Origin of the sequence: Algirhabdus cladophorae (assembly GCF_044772865.1) — a bacterium.
GTDB lineage: Bacteria > Pseudomonadota > Alphaproteobacteria > Rhodobacterales > Rhodobacteraceae > Algirhabdus > Algirhabdus cladophorae.
The window spans coordinates 2322952-2345017 of record NZ_CP173029.1; the positions used below are offsets into that span (position 1 = coordinate 2322952).

At 54.1% G+C, this 22066-nt stretch carries 23 protein-coding genes and 1 tRNA gene; 15 read left to right on the forward strand and 9 right to left on the reverse strand.

Annotated features, from left to right (window positions below; genetic code table 11):
• Positions 1-491: 491 nt before the first annotated feature.
• The 7 genes from ACIRQ6_RS11080 to ACIRQ6_RS11110 all read left to right on the forward strand — a co-directional run bounded on the left by ACIRQ6_RS11080 (position 492) and on the right by ACIRQ6_RS11110 (position 7207).
• Positions 492-1628 (forward strand): DegT/DnrJ/EryC1/StrS family aminotransferase, encoded by a 1137-nt coding sequence (locus ACIRQ6_RS11080; RefSeq protein WP_420860650.1) that lies wholly within the window; start codon positions 492-494, stop codon positions 1626-1628.
• Positions 1629-2144: an acyltransferase gene (locus tag ACIRQ6_RS11085; protein WP_420860651.1), complete on the forward strand. Its 516-nt coding sequence runs from the start codon at positions 1629-1631 to the stop codon at positions 2142-2144.
• Positions 2134-3093 carry a Gfo/Idh/MocA family protein gene (locus tag ACIRQ6_RS11090; RefSeq protein ID WP_420860652.1) on the forward strand — a complete coding sequence of 320 codons (960 nt, stop codon included), beginning with the start codon at positions 2134-2136 and terminating at the stop codon, positions 3091-3093. The genes ACIRQ6_RS11085 and ACIRQ6_RS11090 overlap by 11 nt, the downstream gene beginning before the upstream one ends.
• A complete protein-coding gene (locus ACIRQ6_RS11095) occupies positions 3093-4067 on the forward strand; it encodes an NAD-dependent epimerase/dehydratase family protein (RefSeq protein WP_420860653.1) in 975 nt (324 codons plus the stop codon). The genes ACIRQ6_RS11090 and ACIRQ6_RS11095 overlap by 1 nt, the downstream gene beginning before the upstream one ends.
• Positions 4064-5167: a DegT/DnrJ/EryC1/StrS family aminotransferase gene (locus tag ACIRQ6_RS11100; protein ID WP_420860654.1), complete on the forward strand. Its 1104-nt coding sequence runs from the start codon at positions 4064-4066 to the stop codon at positions 5165-5167. Before ACIRQ6_RS11095 ends, ACIRQ6_RS11100 begins: the two co-directional genes overlap by 4 nt.
• A gap of 399 nt (positions 5168-5566) precedes the next feature.
• Positions 5567-5830 carry an acyltransferase gene (locus tag ACIRQ6_RS11105; RefSeq protein WP_420863898.1) on the forward strand — a complete coding sequence of 88 codons (264 nt, stop codon included), beginning with the start codon at positions 5567-5569 and terminating at the stop codon, positions 5828-5830.
• A gap of 90 nt (positions 5831-5920) precedes the next feature.
• Complete coding sequence (locus ACIRQ6_RS11110) at positions 5921-7207, forward strand: glycosyltransferase (protein ID WP_420860655.1); 1287 nt, start codon at positions 5921-5923, stop codon at positions 7205-7207.
• 574 nt (positions 7208-7781) lie between these two features.
• Here the strand turns inward: ACIRQ6_RS11110 and ACIRQ6_RS11115 are convergent.
• Positions 7782-7857: transfer RNA gene (locus tag ACIRQ6_RS11115), tRNA-Thr, on the reverse strand.
• A gap of 189 nt (positions 7858-8046) precedes the next feature.
• Here ACIRQ6_RS11115 and ACIRQ6_RS11120 point away from each other — a divergent pair.
• Together ACIRQ6_RS11120 and ACIRQ6_RS11125 are read left to right on the forward strand one after the other, a co-directional pair.
• Positions 8047-8943: a hypothetical protein gene (locus ACIRQ6_RS11120; RefSeq protein ID WP_420860656.1), complete on the forward strand. Its 897-nt coding sequence runs from the start codon at positions 8047-8049 to the stop codon at positions 8941-8943.
• Positions 8944-8957: 14 nt separating this feature from the next.
• Positions 8958-9365 carry a CopD family protein gene (locus ACIRQ6_RS11125; protein WP_420860657.1) on the forward strand — a complete coding sequence of 136 codons (408 nt, stop codon included), beginning with the start codon at positions 8958-8960 and terminating at the stop codon, positions 9363-9365.
• Between the two features lie 3 nt (positions 9366-9368).
• Here ACIRQ6_RS11125 and ACIRQ6_RS11130 read toward each other — a convergent pair whose 3' ends face one another.
• On the reverse strand, positions 9369-9650 hold the full coding sequence (locus ACIRQ6_RS11130) for a DUF2312 domain-containing protein (protein WP_420860658.1): 282 nt from the start codon (positions 9648-9650) through the stop codon (positions 9369-9371).
• 126 nt (positions 9651-9776) lie between these two features.
• On the opposite strand from ACIRQ6_RS11130, the gene ACIRQ6_RS11135 reads away from it, so the two are divergent.
• Positions 9777-9992, forward strand: a complete 216-nt coding sequence (locus tag ACIRQ6_RS11135; protein ID WP_420860659.1) for a hypothetical protein — start codon at positions 9777-9779, stop codon at positions 9990-9992.
• Here the strand turns inward: ACIRQ6_RS11135 and ACIRQ6_RS11140 are convergent.
• Complete coding sequence (locus ACIRQ6_RS11140; protein WP_420860660.1) at positions 9979-10506, reverse strand: ester cyclase; 528 nt, start codon at positions 10504-10506, stop codon at positions 9979-9981. The genes ACIRQ6_RS11135 and ACIRQ6_RS11140 overlap by 14 nt on opposite strands.
• A gap of 103 nt (positions 10507-10609) precedes the next feature.
• Between ACIRQ6_RS11140 and ACIRQ6_RS11145 the strand changes: the two genes are divergently transcribed.
• Positions 10610-11620, forward strand: a complete 1011-nt coding sequence (locus ACIRQ6_RS11145) for an ester cyclase (protein WP_420860661.1) — start codon at positions 10610-10612, stop codon at positions 11618-11620.
• On the opposite strand, the gene ACIRQ6_RS11150 is transcribed toward ACIRQ6_RS11145, so the two are convergent.
• Positions 11615-13642 carry an enoyl-CoA hydratase-related protein gene (locus tag ACIRQ6_RS11150; RefSeq protein WP_420860662.1) on the reverse strand — a complete coding sequence of 676 codons (2028 nt, stop codon included), beginning with the start codon at positions 13640-13642 and terminating at the stop codon, positions 11615-11617. The two genes, ACIRQ6_RS11145 and ACIRQ6_RS11150, sit on opposite strands and share 6 nt — an antisense overlap.
• Positions 13635-14675: a phosphotransferase family protein gene (locus ACIRQ6_RS11155; RefSeq protein WP_420860663.1), complete on the reverse strand. Its 1041-nt coding sequence runs from the start codon at positions 14673-14675 to the stop codon at positions 13635-13637. Before ACIRQ6_RS11155 ends, ACIRQ6_RS11150 begins: the two co-directional genes overlap by 8 nt.
• 171 nt (positions 14676-14846) lie before the next feature.
• Here ACIRQ6_RS11155 and ACIRQ6_RS11160 point away from each other — a divergent pair, with 171 nt between their 5' ends.
• The 4 genes from ACIRQ6_RS11160 to ACIRQ6_RS11175 all read left to right on the forward strand — a co-directional run bounded on the left by ACIRQ6_RS11160 (position 14847) and on the right by ACIRQ6_RS11175 (position 17443).
• Positions 14847-16076: an acyl-CoA dehydrogenase family protein gene (locus ACIRQ6_RS11160; RefSeq protein WP_420860664.1), complete on the forward strand. Its 1230-nt coding sequence runs from the start codon at positions 14847-14849 to the stop codon at positions 16074-16076.
• A 68-nt stretch (positions 16077-16144) separates the two neighbouring features.
• Positions 16145-16570 carry a YeeE/YedE family protein gene (locus ACIRQ6_RS11165; protein WP_420860665.1) on the forward strand — a complete coding sequence of 142 codons (426 nt, stop codon included), beginning with the start codon at positions 16145-16147 and terminating at the stop codon, positions 16568-16570.
• Positions 16567-16998: a DUF6691 family protein gene (locus ACIRQ6_RS11170; protein WP_420860666.1), complete on the forward strand. Its 432-nt coding sequence runs from the start codon at positions 16567-16569 to the stop codon at positions 16996-16998. Before ACIRQ6_RS11165 ends, ACIRQ6_RS11170 begins: the two co-directional genes overlap by 4 nt.
• A 10-nt stretch (positions 16999-17008) precedes the next feature.
• On the forward strand, positions 17009-17443 hold the full coding sequence (locus ACIRQ6_RS11175) for a TIGR01244 family sulfur transferase (RefSeq protein WP_420860667.1): 435 nt from the start codon (positions 17009-17011) through the stop codon (positions 17441-17443).
• Between the two features lie 20 nt (positions 17444-17463).
• Here the strand turns inward: ACIRQ6_RS11175 and ACIRQ6_RS11180 are convergent, their stop codons facing one another.
• The 4 genes from ACIRQ6_RS11180 to ACIRQ6_RS11195 form a co-directional block, all read right to left on the reverse strand.
• Positions 17464-18621 carry a FliM/FliN family flagellar motor switch protein gene (locus ACIRQ6_RS11180; protein WP_420860668.1) on the reverse strand — a complete coding sequence of 386 codons (1158 nt, stop codon included), beginning with the start codon at positions 18619-18621 and terminating at the stop codon, positions 17464-17466.
• A gap of 93 nt (positions 18622-18714) precedes the next feature.
• Positions 18715-21405: an ATP-binding protein gene (locus ACIRQ6_RS11185; protein WP_420860669.1), complete on the reverse strand. Its 2691-nt coding sequence runs from the start codon at positions 21403-21405 to the stop codon at positions 18715-18717.
• Positions 21392-21622, reverse strand: a complete 231-nt coding sequence (locus ACIRQ6_RS11190; RefSeq protein WP_420860670.1) for a hypothetical protein — start codon at positions 21620-21622, stop codon at positions 21392-21394. The genes ACIRQ6_RS11185 and ACIRQ6_RS11190 overlap by 14 nt, the downstream gene beginning before the upstream one ends.
• A gap of 46 nt (positions 21623-21668) precedes the next feature.
• Positions 21669-22058, reverse strand: coding sequence for a response regulator transcription factor (locus tag ACIRQ6_RS11195; RefSeq protein ID WP_420860671.1), 390 nt, complete (start codon positions 22056-22058; stop codon positions 21669-21671).
• Positions 22059-22066: the final 8 nt, after the last annotated feature.

Genomic DNA, 22066 nt, shown 5'->3' on the forward strand with positions numbered 1-22066 from the left:
CCCCGTGCATCAGGCAGGGGACAGGCACACTGATCGCAAGGATATCCAGCACGTCCGAGATCAGCCCACAGAACATTTTGGACTGATACCATTGGGCATCGCACGAGGGATTGATACAAGAACACCACGCTGACACAGTCTTGCCTCGAAGATTTTTTTTATGACAAAAGGGCCCCAAACAAGGCGGGGGGCCAAGACATTGACCCAAACCATCCTATCGCAGATGGAGTGCTGGACGCACGACTGAGATATGGTTGTGGCGACCAAGGCGATGCAGAGAGGAAGACTTTTGAAAGCGGGCGCAACGGGTAAATCGAGCCCGGGTTTGATTTGTCTCGCGCTACGCGCACTGAGACGAAGCACCTCAGTCAAATTGAGACGTATGTCGTTGCAGCACTTTCACCAATCAGCTACTTTCCCAAAAGTCAGACTGTTTAAAACCGTCCAGACTGTGGCTGGCAGTTTTCAACTGTTCAAAGGGATAAGTAGCGATGCCTTTATCTGTACCTTTCATTGACTTGAAGCGTTTCGAACCAGGTTTTGAGGACGCCGTTCTTGGCAGTTTTAGCAGCCTGACGCAGAACGCACAGTTTGTCGGCGGCAGCGAAGTTGCGCGTCTAGAGAAACGCCTAAGCGAGCAGGTCGGAGTTGAGCACACAGTCAGTTGCGCGAATGGAACGGATGCAATCCAACTTGCTCTTCGGGCTATTGGCGTTGAGCGCGGCGATATCGTCCTCGTGCCAAATGTAACGTTTTGGGCGACTTTTGAGGCCGTTGTGAATGTCGGGGGGACACCTGTAACCGTTGATTGCGACATCTCCGATGGTGGTGTTTCCTTCGATGCATTTGAACAGGCCATAAAATCCAGTCGCCCGAAGGCCGCCATCCTAGCCCATCTTTATGGATGGGGCAGCGCACGTTTGCGGGAACTTCGGGACTTATGCGACCAAAACGATGTGTCTTTGGTTGAAGACGGTGCACAGTGTTTTGGCGCGGAATTCGAAGATGCCTCAATTTACGCTGGCGCATCTATTGCGACCACATCCTTCTATCCCGCCAAGGTGCTAGGTGCCGCCGGGGATGGCGGTGCTGTCTTTACCAATGACCCACAGCTGGCTGAGCGCACTCGACAACTGACCAACCACGGTCGCACTGCGCATTATGGGCATGGATTGGTAGGATGGAACTCGCGCATGGACGCGTTGCAAGCGGCTTATCTGAATCACGCGTTGGATCACATTGATGCTCGTATTTCATCTCGCCGTGCGGCAGCAGGCGTTTACGAAAACGCGCTGTCCAAACTTGATCCCGGGTGCGGTCTGGAAGTCATGTCCGCCCCCAAATCATATTCGCAAAACGGATATTGCAATGTTTGTCTGGTAAGAGACCCTTCTGTGAAAAACCGCCTTGAAGCCGCACTAAAGGGCGCAGGTATCGGATTTGGGAATATTTACCCATCAGTTATGTCCGAGCAGCCGGCGGCAGCCCAGTACCTGAAAGAACACGTCGGTGGGCGGATGGGTCAGGATTTGTGCACGTCGGTGCTGAATCTCCCGCTTTTTCCCTATATCACGCGCGCAGAGCTTGACCGTGTCCTAGACGTTGTAAAAGAGGCTTTAGATATCTGAATGTCGTCCGAAATCTTTATTCATCCCACCGCTGAAGTATCTGATGCTGCAAATATTGGAGCGGGTACAAAAATTTGGATCAATGTGCAGATCCGTGAGAATGCGAGCATCGGGTCAGAGTGTATCTTGTCCAAAGACGTCTATGTAGATCACGCCGTCAAAATCGGAGATCGGTGCAAAATTCAAAACGGTGTTTCGGTCTATAACGGGGTGACCATAGGCGACGATGTTTTTGTTGGTCCCAATGCAACTTTTACCAACGACAAAGTCCCCAGAGCGTTCAATGATGACTGGAAGATTACCCCGACAAAAATAGGGAACTGTGCAAGCATCGGCGCAAATGCGACAATTGTCTGTGGCGTTAGTTTGGGTGACTATTGCATGATCGCAGCGGGAAGCGTCGTGACCAAGGATGTAGCGCCCTACACTTTGGTCGCAGGCAACCCGGCTCGGCCAATTGGTCGGATTGATGAAAATGGCAACCGTCTGAATGGAGAACCCGAGAGTGACCTCTGATGTGATCAAAGTAGGGCTGTTGGGGCTTGGAAACATGGGACGCAATCATCTGCGTGTCCTGTCCTTGCTCGGGGGCTTTGATTTGGTATTTGTGTGCGATGATGATGCCACCGTCGCCGAGAAAACGGGCAAATCACTAGGTATCCCCGGCGTTGTCGATCCAGCACCCTATCTGGCGGACGTCGATGCAGTTGTTATTGCCACCCCGACCGTGACCCACGCGGACTATATTCGCTTATGTGCGGCTCATGTGAAAAACATCTTTGTCGAAAAACCGTTGGCCGCCACCCTTGAGGAGGCATGCGACATCCAGAGTTTTGCGCGCGAAAATAATCTGAATATTCAGGTCGGCTTTATCGAACGCTTCAATCCCGCCGTGCAGTCGCTCACTGCGGTACTGGCTCGCGCCGAGCAGGTTATCAGTCTCGACTTCACGCGAACCAATAAGGTCAGCGCTCGCATTACCGACGTTGACGTCATCACGGACCTCATGATCCATGACATTGATTTGGCCCTTTATATAAATGGCCCGGCGCTCTCGGTCGCTGCCCACGGATTCTCGGGCAGTGGAATGACCGATTTTGCTTCGGCGTTGATTACCCACGATAATGGCAGATTTTCTCGAATTCTGGCGAGCCGTATCACTGATAAAAAGATCCGGCATATTTCTGGCACCTGCACAAACATGTATGTCGATTGCAATTTGCTCAGCAAAGAAATCGAGATTAACCGACAATCACACACAACCATGAATGATAACGAGCCTTACGCGATTTCATCTGTTCAGGAGACCGTAGCCGTTTACCCCCAGGAAGCCCTGCTGTCTGAGCTGCAAGCGTTCTGGGACAGTTGTACACATCGCGGCAAAGTTGGACGTCCAGGGGTAGATGCAGGTGTCGCCGCGATGGAAGTCTGCCATCAGATCCGCACGGCAGTGGAGACAAACTGATGCGCGCAGATATCTCTGGAAGGACAATCCTTGTGACTGGCGGCGCAGGCTTCGTTGGCAGTCACCTGACCGACAGACTTATTGCTTTGGGTGCTGCACGCGTTGTGGTGATCGACAATCTTTTCGTCGGGTCTGAAGAGAATCTTGCGCTTGCAGATGCGACCGGAAAGCTGTCCTTCTATAGAGACGATGCTGAGTTTCCGACCAGTCTCAACGCAATTTTCGACACCCACGACATCGACATCGTGTTCAACTGCGCCACCAAAGCGCTCAACTATTCCTTTGTTAATCCAGCGAATGCGTTTGACACCAATGTAAAGGTCATCCTCAACCTTCTCGAGCATCAGCGTCGCGGTCAATTCAAGACTTTGTGCCATTTTTCCACCTCTGAGGTTTATGGAACCGCGGTCTATGAACCCATGGACGAGGCGCACCCCAAAAACCCGACGACAACCTATGCCGCAGGCAAAGCCGCAGCAGACTTGGCGTTGGAAAGCTATGTCCGAATGTTCGGTCTAGATGCGTTCATTGTACGTCCATTTAACAACTACGGTCCACGCCAGAACCACAAGGGTATACTGGCGGGTGTTATACCGATTACTGCCGTCCGACTATTGACAGGCGGGCAACCAGAAATACACGGTTCAGGTGAACAAAGTCGGGACTTTATCCACGTGCACGACACTGTTGATGCCGCCATCAAGTTGTATAATGCGTTGCCCGCTGGTGAGGCCGTCAACATTTCAACCGACAATCAGATCACTATCAACGAGCTCATTTCGCGGATTTGTCAGCATTTCGGGTTTTCCGGTGAAATTCTTCGAAAACCTGAGCGTGGGGCCGATGTGCTTTGTCACAACGCTAGCAATGAGAAGGTGAAGAGCATGATAGATTATCAACTGACCTCATTTGACGTCGGCCTGGCGTCGACACTCGACTGGTATCGTGACCGTATTGAAGGTCAATCGACGTGATCCGGTTGATTAAACCCTATGTAACCTTCGAAGATGTCGAACAGGATTTTCGAAATATGTTTGACAGTGGGATGTTCACTCGGGGCCAGAATGTCGAAGGTTTTCGCAATGAGCTTTTGACCTACACCGGCGCTCCCTCTGTATTTCTGGCCACTTCAGCAACGACCGCCCTTTGGTTGTGTCTGAAAAATCTCGGGATCGGAGCGGGCGACGAGGTTGTTGTCTCCGATTTTTCTTTCCCGGCCACGGCCAATGTCGTCGAAGACCTGGGCGCCCGCCCCGTCTTTGCAGATGTCTCGCCGGACACTTTCAATATGTCGGCGGAGACTCTTGACGCTGCAATCACTGCCAAGACCCGCGCGGTGATTTTTGTCGATGCATTGGGGAACCCAACAGGGCTGACCCGCATTGCCGAAATCTGCCGCGAGAAGGGGCTGCCTCTTATCGAAGATGCCGCTTGCGCCCTTGGCAGTTCAGAAGGTGGGCACCGCTGCGGGTCCATCGCTGATATGACCTGTTTCAGCTTTCATCCACGCAAACTATTGACCACAGGAGAAGGTGGAGCGATCAGCATTTTGGACGCGACCAAGTCCGATTGGTTTGATCGTAAGCTTAGCCATGGTGGTCAAGGTATGCGCGGCTATGCCTTGGACTTTGTCGACTATGGATACAATTTCCGAATGTCAGAACCTCAAGCGATCATGGGACGCGTGCAGTTGCGTAACCTCGATGAGGTCATTGAAGAGCGCAATGAGCTCCGAGCCACTTGTATCAAGCATTTGGAGCCGGTCGGTTTCATCGCTCAGAAAAGGGGGGCGAATGTCGTCCACAATGTCCAGTCTCTCGTTTTCAAAGTTCCAGACGACATCGACCGTGACCAGCTGATCGGACAGCTGCGCGAAGAAGATGTCGAAACGACCATCGGCACCTATGCAATAAGTGCAACAACCTATTACCGCGACCGCTATGACAGCGTACAACCCGTATCAGACTTGCTTTTTCGAACAACTCTCACGCTGCCCTGTTATCGGGGGTTGGATGCCGAAGATTTATGTGGCCGGATTATCAATGCTGTTCAGACCCAACGAAAACTCGGCTGACTTAAAGACGACCGGTAAGGAGCCATAGAGGTGACCAAGTCACAAAACGAGGACATCAAGAAGGGTATTTTGACTCATTTGCAGTCCCTGTGGAATGGGGACGACCTGCGTTTCGCCGACACCGAACGGACACGTCGCCTGCGGCCTAAAATCCTGATGGACCTACTGGGTCTTGCGATGACAGACGATGAGCGTGCTGCCAGCCTCGGCCTGCCCGACGGTTGCCGCGTCCGAGAGTCTGCCAAGATTATTAGTCCAGAATTACTTTCGTGTGGGGAATGTGTCTGGATTGGGGAAAACGCAATCGTTGACGCCTCCGGCGGCCTTAGTATTGGGCCCCATACTACCGTTGCCACCGGGGTATATATTTGGTCGCATTCCAGTGTCATGTCCAACCTGATGGGCGACAATACGTCCGGCAATCCTTGGATAAGACGTGCAAAGACCAGTATCGGTGCCAATACTTTCGTTGGCGGGCCTTCAGTGATCAATCCCGGTGTGACGATCGGGACACGTTGCGTTATCTTGCCGATGTCCGTGGTGACCAAAGATGTCCCGGACAATACAGTAGTCGGTGGCGCACCTGCGACCATTCAAGCAGAAATCAACGAGGCGTGGCTTGAGAGACAAATTGACAGGCATTTCAACCCGACACCTCTTTGATCTGGAAACACTAGAAGACTTCGGACATTTATGCGTTGATCAACGCTTCTCTGCGGTCGAGGTACCCCAGATAGATAGGTACCGCCTGACATGAATACCCTTCCCCCACGCGTCTTCATCGGAACAGAAGAAATTGCCGGGTACTACTCTGGTCTTGCGCAAGGATTTCGTGAAATCGGCGTGCCGGTTACCAAGTTCTTAAGCCAAGAGCACAGTTTCAAATATGAAAAGAGCTCGGTTGCTGAGCAGGTTCTTCGTAAAATTGGTCGGAAATACCGGGAAGCGTCCAAAACCGACCAAAAAAAACACATCCTAGTCTCCCGAATTCCAAGACTTGAACGATGGATCACCAAGCAGATTATCAGGCGTCATGACCTGTTCATTTTTGGGTTCATGACATCACTCGATGGAATGATGGTCGGAGGACCAAGATTGACCGACCTGAAGCGTATCAAACGCGCAGGAAAAAAAATTATCTGTGTTTTTCATGGCAGCGAAGTGCGGCCAAGGTGGTTAAACGGCAAGTTCATCGACTATTCCACAGACGATTTGCTGGCGCGTGCCAAAAAGCAAATCCAATGGCTGAGGGTCATCGAGGAATACGCAGATGCAATCGTTAGCCATCCACCAATGGCACCATTTCAGACAAGATCTTCGGCGCATTATCTTGCCATTGGCGTCCCTCTGCCGGCGGCGAAACTGATCGACACAAAGACAGCGTCAAAAACGGACAGGATTAGAATTCTACATGCGCCGTCAAATCCAGAGACGAAAGGCTCTGCACTGATTCAAGGTTGCATCGATGAATTGGTAGCCGCAGGGCACAAGATCGACTTCAAACTCCTGACAGGTGTGCCACATACTCAGGTCTGTCACGAACTCGCTCAATCAGATCTTGTTATTGATCAGGTGTTTTCCGACACGCCCATGGCGCATTTTGCGGCTGAGGCTGCGAGTTATGGATGCCCCTCAATTATCTGCGGAAACGATTTAACACGTCTAAGGGATGTTACCGACCCGGATATCTGGCCGCCTTCGATCCTCGGGCGCCCAGAAGAGTTGAAGTCAAAAATTGAATGGGCCATCACACACCCCGACGAACGCATAAAGATAGGGAAATCCGCGCAGGAATTTGTGAAAAAGAATTGGACGGCCGCCAAGGTCGCCCAAAACCTGCTTCGTCTGGCCGAAAATGATATTCCCGAAAGCTGGATGTTTGACCCAAACTCACAGCTGTTTCTCGGGGGATATGGTATGACGATAGAGCAACGGGATCGTCTAGTGTCTCGTATGATTTCTGACGCAGGGTCGGATTTTCTTGACGTTGTGCGGGAAAAGCCGGGATTTGATTTACCCATTCCTCAGACTGCGCCTTAATCATTGATATAAAGAAGTTGCGTGGTAACAGGACTAGCGGATGTAGATACCAACCTTCACAGCCCCCTCTTCTCATCGCCTAGGATTGAAAGGGATAGTCTTTGCCTTACGTGGGCGGCCCCCATATCAACCACCGCACGAGCGATCCCACCCTCCAGGCCGGAATTCAAGAATTCGACCACCGAAACAACGCGAGAGGTTGGCAAACACCACAAAGGCCCGCTTTAGTTCTTCGCTGGGCGATGGGCATCGCTTTGCACCCGGCCACCAGGGTTGTCATGTTGTAAATTGCCTGACCCGAGCGTGGCCGATAACGCGCTACCTCGCCAGAGGATCTGGCAAGCCCCTTCCCTGCAATCTATGCGCGGCCGCGAGACTGCCAAAGCCAACATGGCGAGCGTAGGGTTGCGAGTTTTGCGATATTGGTGATTCTACGTAGAATTTCCTGTGATTATGAGGCGACCTGGCCCAGCGCTAAAACCCGGATCTGCACCCGCTACCGTTCGCTTCGCTCCCCAAGAAACATCACCACGACAGGCTAAAGGGGGATATTGCTGCTAAGTCATTGAAAGAATGGTGCCCCCACACGGACTCGAACCGCGGACCTACTGATTACAAATCAGTTGCTCTACCAGCTGAGCTATAGGGGCACTGGCGGGCTGAGTACTTGCTCTTTTGCATCCTTGCAAGCCCTTTGGACCAAAATTTTCGCATTATTTTGCGAAAATACCAACCATCTATACCGGCGGTGTTCACGGCTCCTTAGCAGGTTCAATTGCACATCAATTCGAAACCGGTTTAACCTTTTCCAAAACCGCCTATAGTGCCCAAAAAACACTGTGAGATCAGTCAGTCAGCCGATGCAAATTGCTCTACATCTTGGATTGCACAATACCGACAAGGATCGCCTGCTAAAGTGTATCCTGAAAAACGGAGATGCGTTGCAGGCACAAAATATCGCAGCCCCCGGTCCTAGCAGGTACCGCCGCGTTTTGCGCGAGACGATCCAAGGGTTGGACGGGCAATTGCCCAACCCCGGCGCGCGCGATGTCATGCTGGACGCGATTTGCGACACAGACCGCCCAGACCGATTGGTTATGGCATTTGAGAACTTTATTTGTGTGCAAAACCGTGTGTTCGAGAACGCCGCTGTCTATGGTCCTGCCGAGGAAAAGCTGATCGGATTGCGCAACCTGTTTCCACTGGACGAGATCGAACTTTTTGTGGGGTTGCGCGATCCTGCTACCTATATCCCTGCCCTGTTCAATACTGTGGACGAAACAGATTTCGCGACCTTTTTGCATGGTGTTGATCCGATGACGCTGCGCTGGTCCACTCTTTTGCACCGTATTCGCGCGGTTCTGCCCGATGCAGCGCTAACCGTTTGGTGCAACGAGGACACGCCCCTGATTTGGAGCCAGCTTATCCGCGAAATCAGTGGCTTACAGGACGAAGCCAAGTTGTCAGGTGGCTTTGATCTGTTGGCTGAGATCATGTCGGGCGAAGGGATGAAGCGCCTGCGCAGCTACCTTGGCAGCCACCCTCCCCAAACCGAAGTGCAAAAGCGACGCATCATCGCGGCGTTTTTAGACAAGTTCGCCTTGGACGATGCCATTGAAGAAGAGCTGGACGTGCCCGGTTGGACAGACGACTACGTCGAACAACTCACCCAAAACTATGATGATGACGTCTACGAAATCAGCCGGATCCCCGGCGTGACGTTTCTATCACCCTAACAGGACAGGCCCCCATGGATTGGATCAAAGTACTGCATCTTTTGTGCGTTATGGGCTGGATGACGGGTGTGTTTGCAGCGCCGCGTGCCTTGATATTCTGGCGCCGTGAATATGACAAATTACAGGACTTTGGGCCTACGGGCGATCTGACCGTTCGGATCTATCGCTTTTCCTTGGGACTGGGCGTGATCGCTGTCATCAGCGGTCTTTGGCTGGCGCTGCAATGGCAGTTCCCGGGCTGGGTCTTTGTCAAACTAGGATTGGTTTTGTTGATGGCCGTGCACTACGGCTACACTGGAACATTGGTTCTAAAGGCAAAACGGGGTATTTTCCCCCATGGCGACCGGTTCTTGCGCATCTTCAACGAGCTCAGCGTCCTAGTGGCCATCGGGGTTTTGATCGTGGTTGTATTCAAGCCGTAAGGATTACATCCCCAAGGCTTCTTTATACATTTCCAAAACGGCTTCTTCTTCTGCGATGTCGTTTTGATCGCGCTTGCGCAGAGCAATCACTTTGCGCATGACTTTAGTGTCGTATCCGCGCCCTTTGGCTTCGGCCATCACTTCTTTTTGCTGCTCAGCGATGTCTTTCTTTTCGGCCTCCAGACGCTCCAGCCGTTCGATAAACTGGCGCAATTCGTCGGCAGTGACACGGTAGCTTTCTTGTGCAGCGGACTGCAGCGGGGTGTCAGTAGACATATCGGACATCGGCGGGCCTCATGAATGAATAAACAGGCCTTTGTCCTAGCCTGCCCCTTTCGGCCCCGCAAGGGGTTGCGCGGCCTGAATTGTTTGATTAGCGACGAGGCACTGAATTTTAGCAGGAGGCCCCAAATGCAGGCCCTTATATGGATTGGTGCGTTGATCTCTTTGATCGGAATGATCGGGATTATCTACTGTATCTTCAAAGTCAGCCGCGCCAAGAAAGCCAACTTGGACGACGAGGCGATGCGCGCGGCCGTGCAGGCTGTGGTGCCGGTTAACTTAGCGGCCCTTTTTCTGTCTGTAATTGGCCTGATGATGGTGGTTATTGGGATTATGCTGGGCTAGGCGGTTCTTTTTCGCCGCGATCAAAGGCCTCCCAGCCTTCGCCGCCAAACACATCGACGCCCAATTGGGCCAAGACATGCGGAAAATCGACCATTACATAGTTGTCGACAATCTTGCCATCGACCACTTTCCAAAAATCCATATAGCGGATGTTGATCCGTTTGCCCGTGGCCTCGACGCCCATAAACCGGCCTGAGTGAGTGGCTTCCTGACGGCCAAAGGCCGCCGCCCATTCGCCCATATAAAGCCTCGCCTCATCGATACAGACCTTGTCGGAAAAGGCTGCTTGGAACGGCTTTTGCCAATTGTCCTGAAATTCGCGCAGCCCCTCTTTGGTCCCGCATCCGGTGTTGCCCATCCAGCGAAAGCTCTCGCTGAAAAACTCACCGATATCCGCAATGCGGTGATCATTGAGGCCGTCGACCATGCCTTCGATCACCGCGCGGGTCGCATCGGTTTTCGACATATCCGTATCACGGCTGAGACTAGCTTGTTCGGGGCGGGATCCCTTCATGGTATTCTCCTGATGTGCGATTGCGATTTGCGACACTAGACAGGGTTTGCGAAAGGCGGCAAGGTGATTTTGCATAGGTGTGCAAAGATAAAAGGACGCTGCCATGGATTTCACCACTCTTAAACAGCAGGCCGAGCAGATTTTGCAAAACCTGGCCCAAGGCACTGCTGCCGATCAATGTTATCATCCGCAAGCCACATGGCACGGTGTGCATCCGTTTAATGAACGCGCGGGCACTGCCGCGATTGCAGAGGTTTGGCAGACCCTGCGCGCAGCTTTGCCAGATCTTGAACGGCGCACGACTTTGTTGGTGGCCGGGGAGAACCTGCCGGACGCACGCGTGAGCACCCCGCGCACGCCCCATATGATGGCCTGCATGGGCAGCTATCAGGGCACTTTCGTGGCGGATTTATTGGGCATTCCTGCAACCAAAGGTGTCGTCCATCTCAGGTTTTGCGAGGCGCACTACCTTGAGGATGGCAAGATTATGCACTCCACTGTCATGCTCGATTTTCTGGATCTGATGCGGCAGGCCGGTGTGTGTCCCCTCGCCCCGTCTTTGGGCGCAGAAGGACAATGGCAGCCCCCTGCCAATGGGCGCGGTGTCAAATTGGAGGCGACACAGTCTGAACAAGGCCACACCGCGATGTCGCGCGTTCTAGAAATGCATGCGGCTTTGGGCAGTTTTGATGGCAAAAATCTGGATAGTATGCCCCATAGCCAGTACTGGACTGATGATTTCCTGTGGTACGGGCCAACGGGCATTGGGACGACGCGTGGCCTCTCGGGCTTTCGCGCCCATCACCAAATTCCGTTTCTGCAGGCCTTTCCCGATCGCGCGGGCGTAGGCCATTACATCCGGATTGGCGATGGTGATATCGCAGTGACTGGCGGATGGCCCTCGGTCCGTGCGACCCATACCGGTGAATGGCTGGGGATGGCCCCCACGGGTCGCCGTATCGATATGCGCGTGATGGATTTTTACCGCCTTGATGGCGACAAAATTGCAGAAAACTGGGTTCCCATCGATGTCATACATATGGCGTTGCAGATGGGTGTAGATCTGTTTGGACGGATGCGCCACCGCGCAGGGGCCCACCCCACCAAGCTATAGGTCCAGATTATCAAACCCGTCGGCGGTTTTTAGGGCTTGGGCCAGAACCGCATTTGGATGCCAAATTGCTGCATCATTGTTTTCAAATTTACGCAACGCCTTTTGCATTGCGATCAGACCATGGGCTTGGGCCGAACGCATGGGTCCACCGCGCCAACGCGGGAACCCCATACTGGCCACAGCAACCACATCAAGAACCGATGCGTGGGGCGCAACATCCAGTTCCAACAGGCCACAGCCCGCGCTCAGCAAAGCGGCAACATCGCGCAATTGAATCTCGCCGCGTGAAATCGTTTGGGCCTCAAAATGGTGTTTTTTGCGCAGACCTGCTAAGGTTTGCGTCAAGGCCTCATCGGTATCAGAGGGCCTCGATGTTTCGTCATAGCTGTAGAATCCCAGTTTGGTCTTAGCACCCAAGCGCCCGGTGGCGCACATCACATCAACCAATTCCAGCCAAAACGGATCCGGTGTTTTGCGATTCAAATTCGCTTGAATCATGTCCAGACCCTCTTGATCCAGCCGTTCGAACACGCCTGTCCGATAGCCAAAATCTTTCAGGGCTTTGTCAATTTGCGCAGGCGAGGCTCCGTGCTTTAGCGCCCAAAGGGCTGCGCGGGTTTGGGCCTGCATCATGGGCTTGCGCAGCGGGGCCTCCGCCACGATCCCCAAACGGCCCAAACGATGCGAAAACCGCTGAAGGGTTTGAACGCTGCTGGGATTGGGGCGGCTGCAGGGCAGGATCTCGAAAATGCCATAAGGGGCCGTCAGCATCGTGGCGACCGATCCTTTGCGCCCTGTTAGGGCCTCCAAACGATCCGCATCCCGCGCGGCATTGAAAACGACAAGCGGTTTGATCTGCTCCCCCTCGGAGACGCTATATCGCTCGGCCAGATCCTTGCCGCTGGCCCGTGTGGCGTCGATGATCAGATCAGTCTCGGCCAAAGCCTGCGCGGTGCCCGCAAGGTTCAGCCGGGTCATGGCCTGAGCCACTTTTTCCTCGGTCCACAGGCGCAGTCTTGCCGCGTCATGCACCGATCTGACCAGCTGACCTAAACTGTCTTTGTCAAAATTCACAACGGAAACCGACATGTTCGCCAAAAGAGCATCGCGCACAATCATAATCGATTGTGGACCACCACCGTAAACCCCGAGACTATTCAAATCGGCCCCCTTGTGAAGGGCTGCGTTAATGCGCTTTTCAGCAAAAAATATGTGTTTGAGGCCCAAAAACGTCCGACTGGTGCGCACGGCCTCAAAGGCTGCTGCCTCCATCTCGATGCCCGTTTCAAAGGGCAGGATTTGAGCGGCTTCCACAAGTTGGCAAATGCTGTGTCGCAATTTAACCAATGGACCTTTGGCCTGCCCTCGCGCCACTTCAATGGCCGCCTGGTAGCCCGCAGGATCGCCCTGCCCAGCAACTTTGTCACGCGTCTGCGCAAAGCGGTCTTGCTTTGCCAGATCCAGCGCCATTTCCTGCGCCTCATCCCATAGATCGGACTGGGACAGGCGTTCGATTATGCCACGCTTCTGGGCATCCCCTGCCCGAACTGCATTGCCTTGCAATAGCATTCTGAGGGCAAATTCAGATCCACACAGCCGTGGCAGGCGTTGCGTGGCCCCTGCCACAGGCAACAAGCCCAGCTTGATCTCGGGCAAGCGCAACAAACATTCTGCAGTCGCAATCCGACCATGCGCTGCCAAGGCCACTTCAAACCCCGCACCCAAGGCGGATCCATGTAACGCTGCTACAACCGGTTTTCTGCATCCCTCGATCCGTGTGCACAGATCAAGGACCGTGGGGCTTTGCATGCCTTTGGCGTATTCCTCAATGTCCCCGCCGGACGAAAACATCCGACCCTCGGCCCAAAGGACAATGGCACTGACATCCGGGTCCGCTTCGGCGCAATCAAGCGATGTGATCAACTCGGCGCGCAAATCAACGGTTAGCATGTTGTAAGGCGGCGCATTCAGGCTGAGAACAACCAGACCGTTTTCATAGCGTTTCAGGATCAAGTCAGACATCAACACCGTCTTTCATTATTTGGCGGGCTTGGGCCTCTAGAAATGGGATCGCTTGGGCAAATGTCTTGGCTTGGGCAGGGTTGGACCCATTACCAGCCTGTGCGCGTGCCACAACGCCCTGCAAGATCGCAATCAAGCGAAAATAGCTGAAAACAAGTGCAAAACCCCATTCAGAACCAATATCCACATTGCGGTGTTGTGCGTACAGATTGACGTAGTCCGCCTCGCTCGGCACGCCCAGACCCAAACGATCCAAGCCCCCTAAACCGCGCATGCCCGCCTGATGTGGCAAGCGCAGTTGCATACATTGATAGGCCAGATCCGCCAGCGGATGGCCCAAGGTCGACAACTCCCAATCCAGGACCCCGATGACCTTGGGTTCGGTTGGGTGAAAGATCATATTGTCCAGGCGGTAATCCCCATGCACCAATCCAAAGGCGTCCGTTTCGCCGGGCATATGATCCTGTAGCCAAGTCATAATGGCCGACATATCTGCTGATGCTGCGTCAATGCTAGCCTGGTATTGGCTGGACCAGCGTTGCACCTGTCGCAAAAAATAATTGCCCGATTTGCCAAAGTCCGACAGATCTACTGAGGTCACATCCACATCATGTAATGCGGCGAGAACGGCATTCATCTGTTCATAGATTTGCCCGCGCTCAACCGGTGTCACTTCTGGCAGCGCGGGGTCCCAAAAAATCCGGCCTTCAAGAAATTCCATAATATAAAAGGCCCGCCCAAACGGGGATTGCGCGTCTTCAACCAAGCATATCACCCGAGGCACCGGGACATTCGTGGATTGCAACGCTGCCATAACCCGAAACTCACGTTCGACCATATGCGCGGATTTCAACAAGGTGCCTTCGGGTTTGATCCTAAGCACGAAAACACCGTTGTTGGTTTGCATTTTGTAGGTGGGGTTCGACTGACCTGCGTTAAACTTGTCCAAGGACACAACAGTCCCAAGGTCAGGCGCATGGCCTGCCAAAAACGCATTCAGCGTCGCAATATCCAATAAACCGCCCCCAGTCATGGGTTAATTACTAGGCAGCTTGGCGTCAGACGCAAGCGATCCTTATGTCCAAATCAAATAAACCCGCGCATATCCGGCCCAATGGCCTACCCAAACAACCCGCCTGCGGGATTGACTTGGGGGGCAGCCCTGTCACTTTGGCGCAAACCACCGCAATAGGAGCGCGCAAAGATGCAACTTGGCATTAGCCCACAGGTCCAGCCCTACCTCGAGGCCGTCCGCCAAATGGTGCGCGACGAAATTGGGCCGCTCGACAGTGAATTTCTGGCCGAGGTTGAGCTGGGCGAGCGATGGGATTTCACCCCGCGACAAACCGAGATCCTAGAGGGTCTCAAAGCCACGGCAAAATCCCGGGGCCTTTGGAATTTCTGGCTCACCGACAGCGAGAAAGGATTGGGTCTCAGCACAGTGGACTACGCCTATCTGGCGGAAGAAATGGGCAAATCTCATCTGGGGCCGGAAGTTTTTAACTGCAATGCGCCCGACACCGGCAACATGGAAGTGTTCGAGCGCTACGGAACGCAAGCTATGAAAACCAAATGGCTGGCGCCATTGATGGATGGCAAAATTCGTTCGGCCTATTTGATGACAGAACCGGATGTGGCCTCGTCTGATGCCACAAACATCAGCCTAAGCTGTGTGCGCGACGGTGATGACTATGTGCTCAACGGTGAAAAATGGTGGGCCACGGGTGCTGGCGATCCCCGATGCGCCGTTTACATCATCATGGTCCGCACAGGATCTGAGACAGCCCCAAAACACCAGCGCCATTCCATGATTGTGGTCGACAGCCAGACAAAGGGCATCGAAAAACTGCGCCCTATGCAGGTCTACGGCCATGACGATGCGCCCCACGGGCACATGCATATCCGGTTTACGGACGTCCGTGTGCCAGCTGAAAATCTGCTGGTGGGCGAAGGCCGAGGTTTTGAAATTGCGCAGGGGCGTTTGGGACCGGGGCGTATTCATCACTGCATGCGCGCCATTGGACAAGCCGAAAAAGCCCTTGAGCTGATGTGCACCCGGTCCTTGCAACGGGCCGCATTTGGCAAGAATTTGGCCAAGCTTGGTGCAAACTATGATCACATCGCAGAGGCGCGCATGCAAATAGAACAGGCCCGCCTTTTGTGCCTAAAAGCGGCTTGGATGATGGATCAAGGTGACCCCCGCGCTGCCGCGCCGTGGATCAGCCAAATTAAGGTGATAGCCCCGCGGATTGCCCTGGATGTCACTGATAAGGCGATCCAAATGTTCGGGGCCATGGGTATTTCGCAAGACACCCCACTGGCCCAACAATGGACCCATCTTCGAACATTGCGCTTGGCCGATGGGCCTGACGCCGTGCACGCAAGACAGGTTGCGCGCGCCGAGTTGCGGAAATATACCCAAGAGCCAGTTTAGTGGCAGGCTGATATTTCAACACCACAATTCTGAATGAAGACACAAGGCGTCAGGGACGGGAACATAATATGCCAATGGACTGGATATTGGGCCTCACAGGTGGGGTCATGATCGGATGCGCTGCGGCGCTCTATCTGCTGTTGAACGGCCAGATCATGGGGGCCAGCGGCATATTGGGCAGTCTCGTTGATGGTTTGGCTGGCCCGCGCAAATCAGAACGCGGGATGTTTTTGCTGGGATTGATCGGCGCCCCTGCATTGGTCGTCGCCGCTGGACTGGAAACAGAGACGCAAGCCACGTCCAATGTGGGTTTGCTTGTGATTGCGGGCCTGTTGGTCGGGCTTGGCACACGGATCGGCAACGGGTGCACTTCCGGCCATGGTGTGTGCGGTATATCGCGATTGTCGCCGCGTGGTATCGTGTCGACTTTGGTTTATATTTCCGCCGGGGCCGTGACCGTCGTCGCACTCCGCAGTATTTGGGGCGCGCTATGAGACAGCTTGTAGCATTGGCCGCGGGATCCATCTTTGGCCTTGGCTTGTTGGTCTCCGGCATGACAGACACCACCAAAGTCCAAGGATGGTTGGATTTCTTTGGCGCATGGGATCCGACATTGGCCTTTGTCATGGGCGGAGCCATTGTGCCAATGTTCTTTGCATGGCGGTGGGCCGAGACACGCAAACCGGCTTTCGCCGCTAGCTTTCCCACACGCCCTGAGGCACGGTTTGATCGTCGCCTGATCATCGGCGCCGTTTTGTTTGGCGCAGGCTGGGGCTTGGTGGGGCTTTGCCCTGGACCTGCGCTGGCCTCGCTCAGCTTTGGGGGTACATCTGGCTTTATCTTCTTAGTCGCCATGGTGGTGGGAATGTGGTTGGCGCCAAAAGCAGCTGCATGGCTGGACGGCACAGGGCGCCCGGGTTAAACCTGCGCTCATGCAAATAAACCACATTACCCCCGACTATGCCGTATCGCCCCAAGTGGCCCCAACCGATTTTGCGCAAATCGCGCAAGCGGGTTTCAAGACAGTGATCTGTAATCGTCCCGATGGCGAAAACCCAGCGGACCTTCATATCTGTGAAATGAAAGCCGCTGCTAAGGCACAGGGATTGGTATTTTTAGAAAACCCCTTCCCAAGCCCCGCTATGACGATGGATCACGTCACGGCCCAAGCGGATCTGCTAGATAATGCGCAAACGCCGGTGTTTGCCTATTGTGCGAGTGGAACGCGATGTTCAGTCGTTTGGTCTATGGTGATGGCCGGAAAGATGAGCACCGATGAAATCCTGCAAGCCGTGCGTGGTGCAGGCTACATGCTGGATGGGTTGCGCCCGCAGATTGATGCCCTGGCCCGGACGCGCGACGCTTAGACCGGCGGCCAATCCGTGAATTAGCTTGCGATTTCAGGAAGCTCTGGCAGGCCCATTTGGGCAAAGTCGAATTCCTCGTCCAGCGCATCTTCGTCCATGCCCGGCAAGTCCGACAGGTCGGAAGATCCCATGTCTGCCAATTCGGGCAAATCGCCAACATCCGGTAGAGTGGTTTCCAGATCCAAGTCCGGTAAATCTGCTAGCCCACCATCCAATGGAGCCCCAGCCAATGGCGCCGGTGCATCCAGACCTACCGCAGGCGCTGTCATGGCAGGCGCACCTGCCATCGGCAGTTTTGCTGCAGGCAAGGTGCGACTGGTCAGCCGCACTGCAAGACATCCTTCGTCTTCGCCCAAAATACCCCGTGCTACATCCATCCCGTCGCTGCCTTGCAGCCGTATGGATCTGAGGGCTGACGCTGGAATTTTGAACACATCGCCTTCTTTGAGCGCCGACACTTTTGAAACCGGCATCTCCAAGACATCCAAAACAGCGGACAAATTCGCCTCCGCCTCCTCAAGGGAGGCTTCCAACTGTTCTGCGAAATCAAAGAGTGGCGGCGCCGTCTCAGGATCATTTTCCAGTTTTCGGTCCTGAACAAAGGCAATTTTCAAACTGCCTTTTTTCGATCCAATGGACATATCAATCTCAAGCTCGAACATCTTATAACGCACGTCTTCCAGGACCAGCCCAACCAAACGGGGGCCTTCTAACATCAGGCTGGGTCGATAGCCGGTGGCCCATGCACGATTGGAAAATGGCGCCATTGAGGCGTCAAATTCATCCAGCAAAGCAGTCAAAAACGGTTCAACCAGCTTGGCGTCGGTTCGTGTCACTGTCCGATCCGTAGCAGGTGTGCGCAGCACCTTGCCCATGGTCTGCATTTCGATCAATCCGGCCCGCAATTGCAAATCCATGATGATCAGGCCCAAAACACCCTCGGCAGTACGGATGCAGTAAATGAGGTCTTGTTCCCCCGCAAAAGCCTGCAAATCAGTCAAAGTCGCTGCCACTTCGGGTTTTGGAGACACCGCCAATACAAGGTTCATGTGTTTGTCTGCAGATTTGCACAATGCCAGTTGCAGCCCGCGCGGCACAGCGGGGCTACCGTCCTCCACCTCAGGGGTCGGTTGGGAAAGCTTTCGCCTCAGAATTGAGGGGCCAGCGGCATCAGACATCTATAGGTGCACTCCGGACAGCAATTTTTGGGGCATGCAACGCATAAGGGTTAATAGCGTGCCATACGTTAATACTGCCTTACCCAGACAAAACTATTGCGCAGCTATTCGCGCGATTTGCGGCAGTTGCAGGCGAAATGCTGCCCCGCCTTGACCCGGCACATAATCAATCGTCCCCCCAAGGTTTTGCACAATCTCGCGGCAAATCGCCAATCCTAGACCTGCACCCCCGGCCTTGGATGTGTCGCCCAAGCGCGAGAACTTCTCGAAAATCACCGATTGATTGTCAGGGTTTATGCCAAGGCCGTTATCAACAAAATCAATCTCTAGCCCACCGTTGGTCTGCCGCACATTTATCTTCAAGACAGGTACGCCCGCTTCACAATACTTGGCGGCATTTGCGATCAAGTTGATGAACACCTGTGCCAAGCGGTCCGGATCCGTGTGCAAAACCACGTCTTCGTCAGCGGGGCTGCGGGTGACCAGCAGGGTGCCACGGATTGATTCCGTGGATTGCACCGCTTGGTTGATCATATCAGACAAGCGCGCATCAGACAGGTTGAGCGAAACCTGACCACTTTCCAACACACTCAGATCCAATAAATCATCTAAAAGGCGGGTCAGCCGCTGGGCCTCATCATGAATAATTGTGGCGTATTGGCTTTTGTCTTTTGTTTCGATGTCGTCCACATCGCGCAAAATCTCGGAAAAGGCCCGGATAGACGTCATGGGCGTGCGTAATTCATGGCTGATCTGGCTCAAGAACGCGTCTTTTTGCACAGACAATTGAGTCAGCTTTTGGTTCGCCTCGCGCAGCTGGCGGGCTGTGCGGGTCAATTCTTCGGATTGGAGTTCCAGCTGGTTGGAATATTCCATGATTTGAGCGGCCTCGTCAGCTACCGCCATGAGGTCCTGTACCGTAACCGACACACCACCGGCGATTTGTGACACCATGGCGTGGGCCGTGGCGGATCCCACGGACCCGGCCAATTCACGCTCTAATCTGGCAATGAAATCTGGCGTAATATCAGGGAGATATCCCAATTTTCCTTGGCCTTTGGCCTGTGCTTGGAACAGCCCCTGTGCCTGATTGGATCCAATAATCCGTTGCGCCATGACCAGCAGATCTTCTGCCTCGACTACGCGGTCGGACCAGCCTTGGGTTTTGGCCGGTTGATCCAATGCGTTGACCACTTGTGCGCCTTGCAAACGCTCCATCGGGCCCGGAAACGTCGAGATGGACACCAACGCAAAAACGCCTGTGTTCAACACCATTGACCAAAAGACGGAATGCAACAAGGGATCCATACCTTGCAATCCAAACAATGCTTGCGGTTTGAGCCAGGACATCCCCAAGGGGCCTTGGCTGAGCCAAAGCTCGGGAAAAACGATGCCACCACCAAAACTAGGCAAAAACAGCGTGTAAAGCCAGATAGCAAATCCAACGATCAGCCCACTGGCTGCCCCGGCGCGGGTCGCACCGCGCCAGAAGATCCCACCTAGGAGGGCTGGCAAAACCTGCGACACGCCGGCAAAGGCAATCAACCCGATAGACGCCAGCGCAGCGCCGCCGCCTGACAAACGGTAATAAATGTAGCCCAGCGCCAGAATGGCCGCGATGGACAGACGCCGTGCCACCAAAACCACATTGCGCACATCGCCCGAAATCGTGGCGCGGTGCACGGTTTGGCTGCGCAACCACAGCGGCATGACAATGTTGTTCGACACCATAGTCGACAGCGCAATCGAGGCCACGATCACCATAGAAGTCGCTGACGAAAACCCGCCCAAGAACGACAGCAATGCCAAGCCTTGTCTGTCTTGGCTTAGGGGGAGGGTCAAAACGAACAAATCAGGGTTCTCGCCCTCGGGTAACACGGCCAAACCTACGACTGCAATCGGCACAACAAACAGCGACATGGCCAATAAATAGGCCGGAAAGGCCCAGCTTGCTGTGGCCAAATTGCCTTCGTCCTGACTTTCGACAACAAGAACCTGAAACATCCTTGGCAGGCACAAAAAGGCTGCTGCAGACAGAAATATCAGGCCAGCCCAACGATTTGGATCAATGTCCCAGCGCGCGATGGGCGAGGCATCAATTTGGCTAAGGATTCCGCCCACACCGCCGCCAAGTCCCCAAACCACAAAGATCCCAACCGAGATAAGTGCGACCAGTTTCACCACGGCCTCGACCGCGATGGCCATGACAACACCATGGTGACGTTCATTAACGTCAAGGTTACGCGTCCCAAATAAGATCGTGAAAAGCGCCAGCCCTATGGCCACCCAAAGGGCAATGCGTGCCAAATCCGTGGCTTGATCTATGGGAGTGTCCGCAGGGGCCAATACCGCAAAGGACAGGGTCACTGATTGCAGCTGCAAGGCGATATAGGGCGTGGTTCCGACCACTGCGAGCAACGTCACCAGAACCCCCAAAACGTTAGATTTGCCAAAGCGTAGCGAGATTAAATCCGCGATAGATGTGATCCGTTGCGCGCGGCCCACTTGCACCAATTTGCGCAAAACCAACCACCACCCGATCATCACCAACGTGGGGCCCAAATAGATCGTCAGGTATTCCAATCCAGACCGGGCCGCATAGCCTACAGCGCCGTAAAACGTCCAAGCCGTGCAATACACTGATAATGAAAGTGTGTAGATCAACGGCGAGCGCAACCAGCGTGTTTGCCCGCGTTTGGCGCGGCGTTCAGCGGCCCATGCCACCGCAAACAGAATGACAACATAGGCCAGACAGGCCGCAACGATCAGATTAAACGCTGTCATCGCTGGTCTCTTCGGACGCGTCTGACTTGGCGTCCGCTGCAATATGGCGGCGCAACCGTACTGACACCAAATAAGCAAGGGCCACTAAACACGCCCAGACCCCGAATAGGTATAAGATTGCTGAAGAGGTATCCGGACGCGCTTCACCTGTCCCCCACAACATTGGCACCATCACCAGCAAAACCCCCAAAAGCGGCAACAAACGCGCTGCATCCATTGTGCGCCGTCGCCGGTACGTTTGCCGTTCCAGAAAAAGAGGGGGATCAGGCCGCGCCATGTCCAGCCAATCGCCGCACCACGTCCAACACTTCTGCATTCGAGAACGGTTTGGTCATAAAGTGGCTGGCCCCCGCCGCTGCCGCGATCTCGCGATCCTTGCTTTGACCGCGTGCTGTTAACATCAGCACGGGCAGTGCCTCAAAATCAGGCTGGCTGCGCAGGTCTTTCAAAATTTCATAACCCGACCGATTGGGCAACATCACGTCCAAGATCAGCAAATCCGGCCGTCTGTCTTCGATCACATCCATTGCGTCGGCCCCGTTGGCATGAGACAGCACGCGCCAACCATCCCGAGACAGAATAAATCGTACCGCCTCGAGGATGTTTGGCTCATCCTCTATCATCAAAACTGTTTTATCGGTCGTCCCGTTCATACCAAAGA